Raw genomic sequence first — 15,363 nt, forward strand, 5'->3', positions numbered from 1 at the left:
ATGAGTTCAATCTTGCGCGATGCCGTTCGGCGGGAGTCACCCGGGTACTCACCTGCGTAGTAGAAGGGGTGCTACTAGCCGACCATCGCGTGGAAGCCGCCGTCGACGTAGATGATCGACGCGGTCGTGCCGGGCAACCAATCCGAGAGGACGGTGCAGACCGTTTTGGCGACCGGCTCGCGATCGTCGACGTCCCAGCCGATGGGCGCAGCACCGTCCCAGGCGGTGTTCAGCTTGTCCAACTCCGCGCCCGGACCGGTGCTGTCACCGGCAATGGCCTTGGCGGCCAGGGTCTTGATCGGGCCGGAGGACACCAGGTTCGAGCGGATGCCGCGGACGCCGACCTCTTTGGCCACGTACCGATTGACGGCCTCGAGGGTTGCCTTGGAGACACCCATCCAGTTGTAGAAGGGCATTGCGCGTGCCGGATCGAAATCCATTCCGACGATGGACGCGTTGTCGTTGAGCACCGGCAGCAAGGCCTTGGCCAGTGCGCTGTACGAGTATGCGGACACCTCGAGTGCGACCGCCACGTCTTCCCACGGCGCATCCATGAACGGGCTTCCCAGGCAGGAGCGGGGAGCGAAGCCGATCGAGTGGACGACGCCGTCGATACCCTCGGGAGCCAGCTCGCGCACACGCTCGGCGAGAGATGCGAGATCCTCCGAGCTCTGGACGTTGAGCGAGATTGCCGGCGGCACGGGCTGCGGCAGGCGCTGGGCGATGCGGTCGATGAGGCGCAGACGATCGAATCCGGTGATCAGTACCTTTGCGCCCTGCTCCTGCGCGACCTTGGCCACGTGGAACGCGATCGACGAATCGGTGATGATGCCGGTGACAAGAATGGTCTTACCCTCGAGCAAGCCGCCCATGAGATGTCCTCCTGATTTCAGACGTACGAGAAAGGTGTGCGTGTGCGAAAAAGCGGATCAGTGGCCCATGCCGAGTCCACCGTCGACGGGGATGACCGCACCCGAGACGTAGGCCGAATCGTCGGAGGCGAGGAAACTGACAACTGCTGCAACATCTTCCGGCTTTCCGGTCCGCTGCAACGGGATGAACTCGGTGGCCTTGTCCTTGACGTCGTCGCCCAGTGCTGCCGTCATGTCGGTCTCGATGAAACCTGGTGCGACGACGTTGGCGGTGATCGAACGTGAGCCGAGTTCCCTTGTCAGGGAACGAGCGATACCGACGATGCCTGCTTTGGACGCTGCGTAGTTGACCTGGCCGGCTTGTCCTGCCAGACCCACCACAGAGCCGAGGAAGATGAACCGTCCGAAACGCGCGCGCAGCATCGACCGGGTCGCACGCTTCGAGAGGCGGAACGTACCGGTGAGGTTCGCGTCGACGACGCTCGTGAACTGCTCTTCGCTCATTCGCATGATCAGTGTGTCGTCGGTGACGCCGGCATTGGCGACGATGACCTCGACCGGCCCTTGGTGCGCTTCGACCTCTTTGAACGCACGGTCGATCGACTCGGTGTCGGTGACGTCGCACACGACGCCGAACAACCCTTCGGGGACACCGGAACCGCGGTGCGTGACGGCTACCTTGTGGCCGTCTGCGGCGAGCCGCTGAGCGACGGCCAAGCCGATCCCGCGGTTACCGCCGGTGACGAGCACCGAGCGAGGTGTGGTGACGGTCCGTTCGGAAACCACTGTCGTGGGAGGGGTAGACATGGCGATCAACCTATCAATTCTCTGCGGGCCGCGTACCAGCGGTATTTGGACAATTCGGAACTGCTCTCGATCAGGGCAGACGCTGCCTGCGTACCAGGGCAATCGTCAGACCAGCGGTCGCGAACACGACGCCGAGGACCAACCAAGGTCGACTCGCATCGCCTCGTGTCGTCTCGAAACCGATCTGCTCTTCGAGCGTGTCGTACACCTGGCGCAGTTCTTCGAGGCTCGATGCCGTGAAGAAACTTCCGCCGGAAAGGTTGGCGATCTCCTTCAATGACGCGTCGTCGACCGGGACGGGGATTCGGTCTCCTTCGATCTCGACTCGCCCGTATGTCGTTCCGAAGGAAATGGTCGAGATCGGAACGCCCTTGTCCTTGGCCTGACGGGCAGCGGTGAATCCGCCCCGCGGATCGTCCGAGTTCTCGGGAACGGTCTGCTTACCGTCGGACAGCAACACGATGCGCGCCGGTGGCGCCTGATCGCTGCCGCCGAGAACAGCCGACAGCGTGTCGATCGACTGCAACGAGGTGAAGATCGCTTCGCCCGTCGCCGTTCGCTCACTGAGCTTGAGGTTGTCGATAGCGACCTTCGTCGCGTCACGATTCGTGGTGGGCGACACCAGAACCGAAGCGGTTCCGGCAAATGCGACCAACCCGAGGTTGATGCCGGGAGTCAGACCGTCGGCGAACGACTTGGCAGCTTCCTGCGCTGCTGCCAATCGCGTCGGCTCGACGTCGGTGGCCTGCATCGACAGCGACACGTCGATCACGAGGATCACCGTGGCACGGTTTCGCGGGACCTTCTTGTCTGCCGTCGGACCGGCAAGGGCGACGGTGAAGAACACCAACGCGACGACCATCAGAATCGCCGGAACATGGCGCCACCGCCCGGGCCGAGAGGGCGCCACCTTCTCCAACAGTGCGAAGTTCGTGAACCGAAGTGTGTGCTTGGCCCGCTGCTTCTGTACGAGTACGTAACCGACCACCAACGCGGCGATGACAGCGAGGAACAGCAGCCACCACGGTGCGGTGAATTGAGAAAGACTCACGAACGAACGCCCCCAGTTCCGGCGCCGGCACCATAACTGTGTCGGCGTGCCGAGATGAATCTCACGACGTCGGCGATCCAGTCCCTGTCGGTGTGCAGGGACATGAGCGGTGCGCCGCAACGACGTAGAGCTTGCCTGACCTCTACGCGGTGCTCGGCGGCGACTCTGGCGAAGTCGGCGCGCAATTGCGGCGTCGTGGTGAATTCTCTGGTCCGGCCGGACTCGGGATCGTGGAGCACCACGTCGCCCACGTCGGGCAGTTCGAGGTCTCGCGGATCGACCACTTCGACACCGAGCACGTCGTGCCGTCCTGAAATGGCGCGCAGCGAGCGTTCCCAGTCGATCGGTCCGAGGAAGTCACTGATGACCACCGCGAGTCCGCGTCGACGCTGTGGGCGTCTGAGCGCTTCGATCGCGCCGACCAGATCACCGCGTACCCCGTCCGGCGCGTGCGGAGTCGTCGCGATCTTGCGGAGCATCGCCTGTGCGTGAATTCGCCCACCGCGGGCCGGAATTCGAGTTGTCTGTGCGCCGGTCGAGATGATGGCGCCGACGCGGTTACCGCCCGAACTGGTCAGGTGAGTGATGGCCGCGGCTGCGGCGACGACCAGGTCGCGCTTCTCGCATCCGGCGGTCCCGAAGTCGAGACTTGCGGACAAGTCGATGACGAGCCACGTCTCGAGCTCACGATCTGCGACAGACTGACGCACGTGTGGGTGCGTCGTCCGTGCGGTGACGGACCAGTCCATCTGCCGCACGTCGTCGCCCGGCTGATACTCGCGGGCATCTCCCGGCTCCGAACCCGGACCGGGAATCAGGCCGAGATGATCGCCGTGCAGCACACCGTCGAGGCGGCGGCGAACCGTCAGTTCGAGGGTGCGCAGCGCAGCGGTGAGTTTGGGGTCGCTGAGCTCGCCGGATCGGAACGACGGCGGAGAACCGGTGGATCCGGCGGGTGTCGCCTGGCCACCGTCGCGGCCTTCGGTCACTGCGGGCGACTCATCGTCTCAGCGGTCGCGATCGGCGCGCCGTTGCCCTGCGGATTAGCTGTGCCCTGCGGATTAGCTGTGCCCGGTGCGTTGAACTGCGGTGCTTGCGGTGCGCCCTGCTGGGGCGGTCCGGGAACGGTAGGAACCGGCCGCGCGGCGATCTGCGGCAGTCCGACGGTCTGCAGCACCCGGGCGATGACGGCGTCGGGAGTCACCTCGTCGGCCATGGCGTCGTAGGAAAGAACGAGACGGTGACGCAACACGTCCGGGATCACCTCGATGACGTCCTGCGGCACTACGTAGTCGCGCCCGCGGACGAGAGCGAGAGCTCGCGACGCGGCGATGATGCCGAGCGTCGCGCGGGGTGAGGCGCCGTACGCGATCCAGCCGGCGACGTCCTCGAGTCCGACCTCACGCGGCGTACGCGTAGCGGCGATGACCCGGACAACGTAATCGACGAGCGCGTGGTGAACGAAGACGTTGCTGGCGACGCGTTGGAGCCTGACCAACTCCTCCGGACCGAGGATCTGGTGCGGCTCCGGGGCCGCGACGCCCATCCGGTAGACGATTTCGCGTTCTTCCTCCACTGTCGGGTAATCGACGAGGATCTTGAACAGGAAGCGGTCGCGCTGCGCTTCGGGGAGCGGGTAGACGCCCTCGTTCTCGATGGGGTTCTGCGTCGCCATCACCAGGAACGGATCGGGCATGTGGTACCGCTTGCCACCGATCGAGACGTGGCGTTCTGCCATCACCTCGAGGAGCGCGGACTGCACCTTGGCCGGGGCACGGTTGATCTCGTCGGCCAACACGAAGTTGGCGACGACGGGTCCGAGTTCGGTGTCGAACTCCTCGCGGCCCTGACGGTAGATGCGCGTGCCGATCAGGTCGGTGGGCACCAAGTCCGGGGTGAACTGGACGCGGGAGAACGAACCGCCGACGACCTTCGCGAAAGTCTCGACGGCCAGCGTCTTGGCGACACCGGGTACGCCTTCGAGGAGGACGTGCCCCTTGGCGAGAAGTCCGACGAGAATGCGCTCGACAAGCCGGTCCTGCCCGACGATGACTCGCTTGACCTCGTAAATCGCTCGTTCCAAGGTCTGAACGTCGGCTGCCAGGGAAGGTGCTGCTCCGTCCGCACTTCCACTCGCCTTGCTTACGTCGACCGTTCCGACCGAATCTTCACGTGAGGTCACCAAGAATCCATCGCTTTCACCTAGAAAAGTACCGACAGTAACGTGTTCCCCGTCAACTATTCCAGGTAGTTGCGCTCGATGCCGTAACACCACGTCGGGAACTTGATACTTCCCTGACAATGCGGGTGTCAGCGGCATTTCCTCTGACGGTCAGGACACCAGTCGGACGGCGTACGGCGTCATTCCGCCCCACCGAACCGGTGAGACCATGACACTCGAACCGGATTGTGGTGCCTCGAGCATCTGACCGTTACCGAGGTAGAGCGCCACGTGTTGGCTGGCGTTGGGGCCGTAGAAGATCATGTCGCCGCGCTTCATCTCCGAAGACGGAACCTGCGTGCCTGCGGTGTACTGATAGCCGGTGTAGTGCGGCAGCGAGATCCCGATGCCGGCAAAGGCATAAATCATCAAGCCGGAGCAGTCGAACCCGACCTTGTTGAAGTCGCCGTAACTGTCAGCGACGCCGCCGTCACGGATGCCTCGCGTCGGACCGTTCTCGTCGCCGCCGCCCCAGGCATACTGCACGCCTAGCTGAGACATTCCGCGGTCGATGACGGATTCGATTGCAGCGCTTCCGGTGACGGAAGGCTTCGGAGTGGTGGGTTTCGGCGTCGTCGGCTTCGGGGTGGTGGGCTTGGGCGTCGTGACCGTTTCCTCGTCGGTGCCGGTCTCTTCGTCCGTGCCTGTTTCCTCGTCGGTCCCTGTTTCTTCGTCAGTCCAGGTGTCGTCGTCGTCCGGGATGACGGTCGGAGTCGGGTCTTCGACCGCGGTGTGCGGACGCTGGGCTGCTGCCAGTGCGGCAGCTCGATCCTTGGCTGCCTGGTCGGCAGCGGCACGGGCGGCGGCCTGAGCGGCCGCTTCCTTGGCAGCGGCTTCGAGAGCCTTCTGATGAGCTTCCTCGGCGCGGCGCTGTTCGTCCCAGGTCGCGTATGCCTGGCGTTGACCCTGCAAGCCGGCGACGGCGTTGCGGGCGGCGTCGAGCTGAGCCTGGGCAGAGTTGCGCTCGGCTTCGATCGCGGCCTTCTTGGCTACCTGCTGATCGAGAGCGTTGCGCGCGATCTGAATCGCCTGCTCCGCCAGATCCTTCAGCTGCGCGGCGACCTCGGCGGCGGCATCGGCCTGCTGCTTGGCCTGGCGGGTCGCGGAATCCTTGTTCGCCTGCTCGGTACGTGCTCGCTGGAGACCGTCGAGCACTGCACTCTGCGTATTGGCGAGAAGCTTGAGGACCTGGGCGCGGTCGAGAACGTCGCCAGGACCCTTGGCGTCGAGGAACGACGAGATCGACGCAGTATTGGTGCCCTTGACGTAGCTCGAGCGTGCGTACTTGTCGAAGTCCGTCTGAGCGACCTCGATCTGCGCCGACGCGTCCTTCAGAGCTTGTTTCGTGACTCCGACGGCCTGCGCTGCGGAGTCTGCGGCGCCGCGAGCGTTCTGCAGATCCACGAGAGTCTTGTTGACGTCTTCACGCTTGATCGCAACTTCGTTGTCGAGTGCCGACAACTGTTCGTTTGCCGATGCGACTTGATTGATGAGCGCGCTGACGGTGCCGACGCTCGACGAGACCTGCGAATCTGCCGCGGCGATATCCGAGTCACTCGGATTCGGCGGCGGTGGCGGTACGGCCGAGGACATGGCCGGCGTCCCGACGATCAGGGATCCGACGACGCCGAATCCGATGACCAGTTGCGCCAGGCGCATCGATTTACGGGAAGGACCACGACGGGACTCGCCGCCACGTGTTACTTGCCTCACAAATAACTCTCCCTCGCGTGTAACGCCACGGCCCGCTGGGTCGCCGATCCGTGCGGGGAGGGAATGCGCAGACCAAGCACCGGTCGCCCACAGCCCGAGAGCTGCTCGTCGACCTGGACGTGTCGTACGAACGCCACCGTCGACACCTCGAGAACAAGGCAACCGACAAGTACGCGTCGAACAACATCAGCCTGTCTGCGACACTTCTTCCCCAAAAAGTGCCAGTTGTACCGTACGACACTCAAGCGTTCTTTGGAAACTTTAGCCACAAATAACACAAACGGTATTTGAGCTGGTCGAATGGCATGCAGACACCAAAAAGGGCAGGTACTCACCGCAAACAGCGGTGAGTACCTGTTTTCGACGAGTTACTGAAAATCTCGCAAAAGGACCAAGGTCAGACGGAATCGGCCCGGTGGTCGGATGGTGCTGGTGTTTCCGAAGTCGAGGCGATATGTCTGGTTTGCGCGTTTTCTGGCTCTCGCCGCCACTTGACGGCAAAGGTAATTCCGGCAATAACCGCCACCACTGCGATGACAAGGACCGTGTAAAGCGTCCACGGCGGACCTGGCGCCACGATCTCGTGCGAGAAGCGGTCCGCGGTCACGCTTGCGCTTTCGCCGAAAGATCGGTCCTGTGCAGTTTCGAGCTGCACTCGACTGATCGAATCGCTGTAGCTACCCATCCAGTCAGGGCTCAGAACGAGAACCGTTCCGCCTTCTGTTTTGCCGACCGTCGTGGCCAGGTCTCGAAGATCGGACGGCCGGCCCGGATTTGCGTCGACTACTACGACGCTCAAGTCGACACCACGTTCACGAGCGTCGGTCACCACCGCGGTCAGCCCCGCAACATCATCCGCGGGGGCGGAGACGCCGTCCGTCGAAATGTCCGCGAGCACGTCGTCGAGATCGACGTCCGACGGAACAGCGACGTGCAACGGGGACTTCACGTGCACAGGCGCAAAAGCGTGATTTGTAGGAGCAGACATCTCTCATCCGGGTGCTGTTCGGATTCCGTCCACCGCTGAGATGCGGGGAGTTCTTCCGAGGTCGTTTTTCGGCGGCCGACCCGCGACGGGCCTGCATGCACCCTACTTCAGGTCGACTGCCACCAGGCGTCACACACAACCGCCGCGCGTGCCGCCCGAGCGGTAGCTGTGGGTGCGGTCACCCAGCCAAGCCTGCGTTGCGCAGGCCCGCAGTCTGCATGAAGATTGTTTCGGTCAACTTGCCCTGAATTCTCACAGGACAAGCGTACTGTTAGACTTGGACCAAGAGGTACCACCGGTCAGGACAGGTTCTACTGCAGCTCCGATGTTCGGACAGTTCTCACGCGAACTGTGCGATTGGCGTGAGCTACGGAGGATCTTCCCGGCCGAAGTACCTCGCTTCAGCTGCCGACACAGCCCCGTCGGTAGCGACCCTCATAGACGAGTGGAGCAGACGTGAGCACCAGTATCGATTCATTCGGAGCCAAGGGAACCCTCGAGGTCGGTGAGAACTCTTACGAGATCTTCCGCCTCTCGGCCGTCCCCGGCACCGAGAAATTGCCCTATTCCTTGAAGGTTCTCGCCGAGAACCTTCTCCGCACCGAAGACGGCGCCAACATCACCGCGGATCACATCCGCGCAATCGCAAGCTGGGATCCCTCAGCCGAGCCGAGCATCGAAATCCAGTTCACGCCTGCCCGCGTGATCATGCAGGACTTCACCGGCGTTCCTTGCATCGTCGACCTCGCCACCATGCGTGAGGCCGTCACCACCCTCGGTGGCGACCCGAACAAGGTCAACCCGCTCTCCCCCGCCGACATGGTCATCGACCACTCGGTCATCCTCGACGTCTTCGGCCAGGCCGACGCACTCGAGCGCAACGTCGACCTCGAATACGAGCGCAACGGCGAGCGTTACCAGTTCCTCCGTTGGGGCCAGGGCGCATTCGACGACTTCAAGGTCGTCCCCCCGGGAATGGGCATCGTTCACCAGGTCAACATCGAATACCTGGCACCCACCGTCATGTCCCGTAACGGACAGGCATACCCCGACACCTGTGTCGGCACCGACTCGCACACCACGATGGTCAACGGCCTCGGCGTGCTCGGCTGGGGCGTCGGCGGCATCGAGGCCGAGGCAGCAATGCTCGGCCAGCCCGTCTCCATGCTGATCCCCCGCGTCGTCGGCTTCAAGCTCTCCGGCGAGATCAAGCCCGGCGTCACCGCAACCGACGTCGTGCTCACCGCCACCGAGATGCTCCGTAAGCACGGCGTCGTCGGCAAGTTCGTCGAATTCTACGGCAACGGTGTTGCCGAGGTTCCGCTCGCGAACCGCGCGACGCTGGGCAACATGAGCCCCGAATTCGGTTCCACCGCAGCGATCTTCCCGATCGACGCCGAGACCATCGAATACCTGCGCCTCACCGGCCGCAGCGACGAGCAGCTCGCTCTCGTCGAGGCGTACGCCAAGGAACAGGGCCTGTGGCACAACCCTGACAAGGAACCCGTCTTCTCGGAGTACATCGAGCTGGATCTGGGAACCGTTGTTCCCTCGATCGCCGGCCCGAAGCGCCCGCAGGACCGAATCCTGTTGTCGGAGTCCAAGACTGCGTTCCGCAAGGACATCCACAACTACGTGGAAGAGAACCACCCGACCGAGCACACCCAGCTCGACGAGGCCGTCGAGGAGTCCTTCCCGGCTTCCGATCCCGCGGTTCTGTCGTTTGCCGACGACGGAGCGGTCGACGTTCTCTCTGCTGCCAACGGTGCAGAAGGCCGTCCGAGCAAGCCGGTCGTCGTCAAGTCCGACGCCGGTGAGTTCGTTCTCGACCACGGCGCCGTCGTCGTTGCAGGTATCACCTCCTGCACCAACACGTCCAACCCGTCGGTCATGCTCGGTGCTGCACTGCTCGCACGCAACGCCGTCGAAAAGGGCCTCGCCACCAAGCCGTGGGTCAAGACCAACATGGCTCCCGGTTCGCAGGTCGTCACCGATTACTACGAGAAGGCCGGCCTGTGGCCGTACCTCGAGAAGCTCGGTTACTACCTCGGTGGTTACGGCTGCACCACGTGCATCGGTAACACCGGACCGCTGCCCGAGGCAGTCTCGAAGGCGATCAACGACAACGACCTCTCGGTCACCGCGGTGCTCTCGGGTAACCGTAACTTCGAGGGACGTATCTCCCCCGACGTCAAGATGAACTACTTGGCTTCCCCGCCGCTCGTGATTGCATACGGCCTCGCCGGAACCATGGACTTCGACTTCGAGACCGATTCGCTCGGTAACGACACCGACGGAAACCCCGTCTACCTCAAGGACATCTGGCCGTCCACGCAGGAAATCGAAGAGACGATCAAGTCCTCGATCGACCAGGACATGTTCCGCAAGTCGTACGCAACCATCTTTGCGGGCGACAGCCGCTGGCAGAACCTCGAAACCCCGAAGGGTGACACCTTCGAGTGGGACGAGAACTCCACCTACGTGCGGAAGCCACCTTACTTCGACGGCATGACGATGGATCCGGCTCCGGTCAAGGACATCAAGGGCGCTCGCGTCCTCGCACTGCTCGGAGACTCGGTCACCACCGACCACATCAGCCCGGCAGGTCCGATCAAGGTCGGTACCCCCGCTGCGCAGTACCTCGACTCCCATGGCGTCGAGCGTGCGGATTACAACTCGCTCGGCTCGCGTCGCGGTAACCACGAGGTCATGATTCGTGGAACGTTCGCGAACATCCGTCTGCGCAACCAGCTCCTCGACGACGTCTCGGGTGGTTACACCCGCGACTTCACGCAGGAAGGCGCACCGCAGGCATTCATCTACGACGCGTCGCAGAACTACCAGGCAGCCGGCATCCCGCTGGTCGTCCTGGGCGGCAAGGAGTACGGCTCCGGATCCTCGCGTGACTGGGCAGCCAAGGGCACGAGCCTGCTCGGCGTCAAGGCCGTCATCACCGAGTCGTTCGAGCGCATCCACCGCTCCAACCTGATCGGCATGGGCGTTGTCCCGCTGCAGTTCCCGGTCGGCGAGTCCGCAGGTTCGCTCAAGCTCGACGGCACCGAGACCTTCGACATCGAAGGTGTCGAGAAGCTCAACGAGGGCGTCACCCCGAAGACCATGAAGGTCACGGCGACGCGCGAGAACGGCGAGAAGGTCGTGTTCGACGCAGTCGTACGCATCGACACCCCCGGCGAAGCGGATTACTACCGCAACGGTGGCATCCTGCAGTACGTGCTTCGCAACATGATCCGCGGCTAGTAGGCACTACGTGCCTGTGAGCACTTTCGGCCCCTGACGGGTCACAAAGCGCTCACGACCACTTTCGCCGGAAGGCGAACCAGGTTTCATCGGTGGTCGTGAGCGCTTTGTGCACTGAGTCGACATTCAGCGCCTACGGCCGAAAGTGTTCACAGGCAACCCGACAAAGGAGGGATGCCCGTGCCCAAGGTCAGTGAAGACCATCTCGCGGCACGGCGCAGTCAGATCCTTGACGGCGCCCGCCGCTGCTTTGCGGAATACGGCTACGACGGCGCCACAGTTCGCCGTCTCGAAGAAGTCACCGGTTTGTCCCGCGGAGCGATCTTCCATCACTTCAAGGACAAGGACGGCCTGTTCCTCGCTCTCGCAAGCGAGGATGCGAGCCGGATGGCAGATGTCGTCGCCGAAGAGGGCCTCGTCCAGGTCATGCGGGACATGCTCGCGCAGCCCGACCAATTCGATTGGCTGGGAACGCGACTGGAGATAGCGCGTCGACTGCGCAACGACGCCGATTTCCGCGAAAAGTGGTCACAGCGCTCCGTAGAACTGACGGAAGCGACCAGTGCGCGTCTCGCCAGACAGAAATCGGCAGGCAGACTCCGTGACGACGTCCCCACCGAAATTCTGATCGGATACCTGGATCTGGTGATGGACGGCCTGGTCGCGAGAATCGCCTCCGGCCACGGCGTCGACAACCTGTCAGCGGTTCTCGATCTGGTCGAGGAATCGGTGCGGCGGAGAGATTGAGGGGCTTCGCCCCTGTGCGCCTTTTTGGTAGTTCCCACTACCAAAAAGGCGCACAGGGGGTTAGGCGAGCTGGATCAGCTCGAGGTACTCCTGCGACCAGTGGTCCTCGTTGCCGTCGGGCAGGAGGATGACCCGCTCGGGGTTGAGTGCCTCGGCAGCACCCGGATCGTGGGTGACCAGGACGACGGCACCGGTGTAGCTGCGGAGCGCGTCGAGCACCTGCTCGCGTGAGATCGGGTCCAGGTTGTTGGTGGGCTCGTCGAGAAGCAGAACATTGGCAGCGGACGACACCAGACCGGCCAGAGCCAGACGCGTCTTCTCACCACCCGAGAGCGTTCCGGCCGGCTGTTCGAGCTGCGGGCCGGTGAACATGAAGGCACCGAGCAGCGAACGCAGTTCCTGCTCCCCTGTGTCCGGCGCGGCGTGGCGGATGTTCTCCCACACGGACGCGTCGTCGTCGAGGGTGTCGTGCTCCTGAGCGAAGTAGCCGACCTTGAGTCCGTGACCGGCGATCAGCTCACCAGCGTCCGCTTTCTCCGCGCCCGCGAGGATGCGGAGCAGTGTGGTCTTACCTGCACCGTTGAGTCCGAGGATCACCACACGAGACCCACGATCGATCGCGAGATCGACACCGGTGAAGATCTCGAGCGAGCCGTACACCTTGGTGAGGTTCTTGCCCATCAGCGGAGTCTTGCCACAAGCGGCGGGTTCGGGGAAACGAATCCGCGCAACCTTGTCCGAGACACGTTCGGCATCGAGGTTCGCCATCAATTTGTCGGCTCGCTTGGCCATGTTCTGAGCCGCGACGGCCTTGGTTGCCTTTGCGCCCATCTTGGCGGCCTGAATCCGCAGCGCACCGGCCTTCTTCTCGGCGTTGGCGCGCTCGCGGCGACGACGCTGCTCGTCCGTGGCACGAGCGTCGAGGTACTTCTTCCAGTTCATGTTGTAGACGTCGGCCTCACCGCGGACGGCATCGAGGAACCACACGCGGTTGACGACGTCGTTGAGCAGGTCGACGTCGTGGCTGATGACCACCAGTCCACCCTCGTGGTTCTGGAGGAAGCCACGCAGCCAGGTGATGGAGTCGGCGTCGAGGTGGTTGGTGGGCTCGTCGAGCAGCAGAGTCGTGTCCGAGCGGGCACCGCTGCCGTCGGAGGCGGCGAAGAGGATGCGCGCCAATTCGACGCGACGACGCTGACCGCCGGACAGCGTGCTGAGCGGCTGCCCGAGAATGCGGTCTTCGAGACCGAGGCTGCTGGTGATGCGTGCAGCTTCACTCTCGGCTTCGTATCCGCCGAGGGCCGAGAACCGATCCTCGAGCTGACCGTACTTCTTGACCGCGCGGTCCTGCGATTCCTGATCGAGCACCTCGCCCATCAGAATCTGCTGCTTCTCCATCTCGCGGAGCATCGTGTCGAGGCCACGTGCGGAGAGAACCCGGTCCTTGGCGAGGACGCTCAGGTCGCCCTCTTTGGGGTCCTGCGGGAGGTATCCGAGTTCACCGGTACGTACGACGCTTCCGGCATATGCCTCACCTTCGCCGGCGAGGATGCGCAGTGTGGTCGTCTTTCCGGCTCCGTTACGTCCGACGAGTCCGATCCGGTCGCCCGGCTGGATGCGCAACGAAGGCCCGGGAGCCGTGAGAAGGGTGCGGACACCGGCACGAACTTCGAGGTCAGTGGCGGTAATCAAGCAAACTCCTCAAGAAAAACGACGAATACGGGTAAACAATGCCTGACTACAGACACAAGAACTATCGATTTTACCGTGACCTGGCGGTCGTTCCGACCAGCAGCGTGTGAGTCCGCTAACGTTCGGGACATGACTAGCGAAAACAGCACTCGTCCTCGCGACCTCGAAGGCCGTGCCGCCATCGTCACCGGCGCAAGTCGCGGAATCGGCAAAGCTGTCGCCGCCGAACTCCTCGCTCGCGGTGCCGACGTCTTGATCACAGCCCGCAAGCCGGAGCCCCTCGAGGCCGCCGCATCCGAGCTGTCCGCTCTGGGGCACGGCGGAAAGGTCGTCGCATTCGCGGGCAACGCAGCCGATGCCGAAGCCCGCTCCGGTGCCGTCGACCGCGCCGTGTCCGAATTCGGTTCACTCGACCTTCTGGTCAACAACACCGGAATCAACCCCGTCTTCGGTTCGCTCATGGAAGCGGACCTCGACGCCGTGCGCAAGATCTTCGACGTGAATGTGGTTGCCGCCCTCGGTTACGTCCAGCAAGCACATCGGGCATGGATGGGCGAACACGGTGGAGCCGTCGTGAACCTGGCAAGTGTGGCCGGGATCCGGTCGACGGGCGTCATCGCGGCGTACGGCGCGTCGAAGGCTGCGCTCATCCGCCTGACGGAAGAACTGGCCTGGCAACTGGGACCGAAGATTCGTGTCAACGCCGTAGCTCCCGGGATCGTCAAGACGCAGTTCGCGGCAGCCCTGGTCGCTGCCGGCGAGGACAAGGCGTCGGCGGGCTACCCGATGAAGCGGCTCGGCACCCCCGAGGACGTTGCCGGCTTGGTCGGCTTCCTCGTCTCCGACGCGGCGGCGTGGATCACGGGCGAAACGGTCCGGGTCGACGGCGGTCTGCTCGCAACGGGATCGATGTAGTGCGCCGGTCGTGAGCACAGACAACTCTTCCGCCGACGTGGTGATCGTCGGTGGCGGCCCGGCCGGGCGGGCACTCGCCACCCGCTGTATCGCCCGGCAACTCACCGTCGTCGTTGTCGATCCGCATCCCCATCGGGTGTGGACGCCGACCTATTCGGCGTGGGCTGACGAGCTGCCGTCGTGGCTGCCGGACGATGTGATCGCAAGCCGGATCGAACGCCCGAGCGTGTGGACCCGCAGACAGAAAACGCTTGATCGCACATATTGCGTATTGAATACATCTTTACTGCAATCATTTCTCTCGGGCACATCCGTACAGTTCAGAGCCTTGCGTGCTCAAACACTGTCCCCTACCGCAGTCCTGTGCGTGGACGGATCGCAGCTGACAGGATCCGTCGTCATCGACGCCCGGGGTACCGAACTGACGGTGACAACCGCCCAGCAGACCGCCTTCGGAGTGATCGTCGACCGCGCTCTGGCCGATCCGATTCTGGGTGGTGGCGAAGCCTGGTTCATGGACTGGCGAACAGACAACGGCGCCTCCGACGCCGACACTCCGTCGTTTCTCTATGCGGTCCCACTCGATGACGAGCGAGTTCTCCTCGAGGAGACCTGCCTCGTCGGCCGGCCGGCGTTGGGGCTCCGCGAACTCGAAGCGCGTCTGCGCACCCGGCTTCACAATCGGGGCTGCGAAGTCCCCGACGACGCACCGGTCGAGCGAGTCCGTTTTGCAGTCGAAGGCCCGAAGGAGTCGTTCCCCGACGGTGTCCTCCGGTTCGGCGGGCGAGGCGGTCTGATGCATCCGGCAACCGGATACAGCGTTGCCTCGTCACTCGCCGAGGCAGACGCTGTCGCCAAAGCAATCGCCGACGGTGGAGATCCCAACGCGGCGCTCTGGCCGCGGTCGGCCAAGGCGGTGTCTGCCCTTCGCCGCGTTGGCCTGAACGCACTTCTCACCCTCGGCTCGAGAGAGGTCGCGACATTCTTCGACACGTTCTTCGATCTACCGGTCGAGGCTCAGCGGTCCTACCTGTCCGATCGGCGGGACGCGTCCGCGACGGCGAAGGTGATGGCAACCCTGTTCCGATCGTCACCGTGG

The 15,363-nt window shown here is 63.6% G+C and carries 12 protein-coding genes; 4 read left to right on the forward strand and 8 right to left on the reverse strand.

All coding sequences use genetic code 11. From position 1 onward, the window contains the following. Positions 1 to 74 precede the first annotated feature (74 nt). The 7 genes from inhA to ACYP01_RS22255 form a co-directional block, all read right to left on the reverse strand. A complete protein-coding gene (gene inhA, locus ACYP01_RS22225) occupies positions 75 to 872 on the reverse strand; it encodes an NADH-dependent enoyl-ACP reductase InhA (RefSeq protein WP_003944803.1) in 798 nt (265 codons plus the stop codon). Positions 873 to 929: 57 nt separating this feature from the next. Further along, complete coding sequence (fabG1, locus tag ACYP01_RS22230; protein WP_007727875.1) at positions 930 to 1,679, reverse strand: 3-oxoacyl-ACP reductase FabG1; 750 nt, start codon at positions 1,677 to 1,679, stop codon at positions 930 to 932. Between the two features lie 70 nt (positions 1,680 to 1,749). Continuing rightward, complete coding sequence (locus ACYP01_RS22235; RefSeq protein WP_459682480.1) at positions 1,750 to 2,730, reverse strand: VWA domain-containing protein; 981 nt, start codon at positions 2,728 to 2,730, stop codon at positions 1,750 to 1,752. Beyond that, positions 2,727 to 3,719, reverse strand: a complete 993-nt coding sequence (locus ACYP01_RS22240) for a DUF58 domain-containing protein (protein ID WP_003944991.1) — start codon at positions 3,717 to 3,719, stop codon at positions 2,727 to 2,729. Before ACYP01_RS22240 ends, ACYP01_RS22235 begins: the two co-directional genes overlap by 4 nt. Further along, complete coding sequence (locus tag ACYP01_RS22245) at positions 3,716 to 4,912, reverse strand: AAA family ATPase (RefSeq protein ID WP_003944917.1); 1,197 nt, start codon at positions 4,910 to 4,912, stop codon at positions 3,716 to 3,718. The genes ACYP01_RS22240 and ACYP01_RS22245 overlap by 4 nt, the downstream gene beginning before the upstream one ends. Positions 4,913 to 5,062: 150 nt before the next feature. Further along, a complete protein-coding gene (locus ACYP01_RS22250; protein WP_003944866.1) occupies positions 5,063 to 6,610 on the reverse strand; it encodes an NlpC/P60 family protein in 1,548 nt (515 codons plus the stop codon). 451 nt (positions 6,611 to 7,061) lie between these two features. Continuing rightward, complete coding sequence (locus tag ACYP01_RS22255; protein ID WP_021332993.1) at positions 7,062 to 7,652, reverse strand: Rv1476 family membrane protein; 591 nt, start codon at positions 7,650 to 7,652, stop codon at positions 7,062 to 7,064. A 456-nt stretch (positions 7,653 to 8,108) separates the two neighbouring features. Here ACYP01_RS22255 and acnA point away from each other — a divergent pair, with 456 nt between their 5' ends. Then, positions 8,109 to 10,910: an aconitate hydratase AcnA gene (acnA, locus tag ACYP01_RS22260; RefSeq protein WP_007727883.1), complete on the forward strand. Its 2,802-nt coding sequence runs from the start codon at positions 8,109 to 8,111 to the stop codon at positions 10,908 to 10,910. A 180-nt stretch (positions 10,911 to 11,090) separates the two neighbouring features. Next, positions 11,091 to 11,657: a TetR/AcrR family transcriptional regulator gene (locus ACYP01_RS22265; protein WP_003944970.1), complete on the forward strand. Its 567-nt coding sequence runs from the start codon at positions 11,091 to 11,093 to the stop codon at positions 11,655 to 11,657. Positions 11,658 to 11,717: 60 nt separating this feature from the next. Here the strand turns inward: ACYP01_RS22265 and ACYP01_RS22270 are convergent, their stop codons facing one another. Continuing rightward, complete coding sequence (locus ACYP01_RS22270; protein ID WP_003944932.1) at positions 11,718 to 13,349, reverse strand: ABC-F family ATP-binding cassette domain-containing protein; 1,632 nt, start codon at positions 13,347 to 13,349, stop codon at positions 11,718 to 11,720. Positions 13,350 to 13,478: 129 nt separating this feature from the next. Between ACYP01_RS22270 and ACYP01_RS22275 the strand changes: the two genes are divergently transcribed. Together ACYP01_RS22275 and ACYP01_RS22280 are read left to right on the forward strand one after the other, a co-directional pair. Further along, a complete protein-coding gene (locus ACYP01_RS22275) occupies positions 13,479 to 14,264 on the forward strand; it encodes an SDR family oxidoreductase (RefSeq protein ID WP_003944941.1) in 786 nt (261 codons plus the stop codon). A gap of 10 nt (positions 14,265 to 14,274) precedes the next feature. Next, positions 14,275 to 15,363: lycopene cyclase family protein (locus ACYP01_RS22280; protein ID WP_459682487.1), on the forward strand; the 1,089-nt coding region annotated here is incomplete at its 3' end.

The organism is Rhodococcus sp. no. 34, from assembly GCF_054589475.1.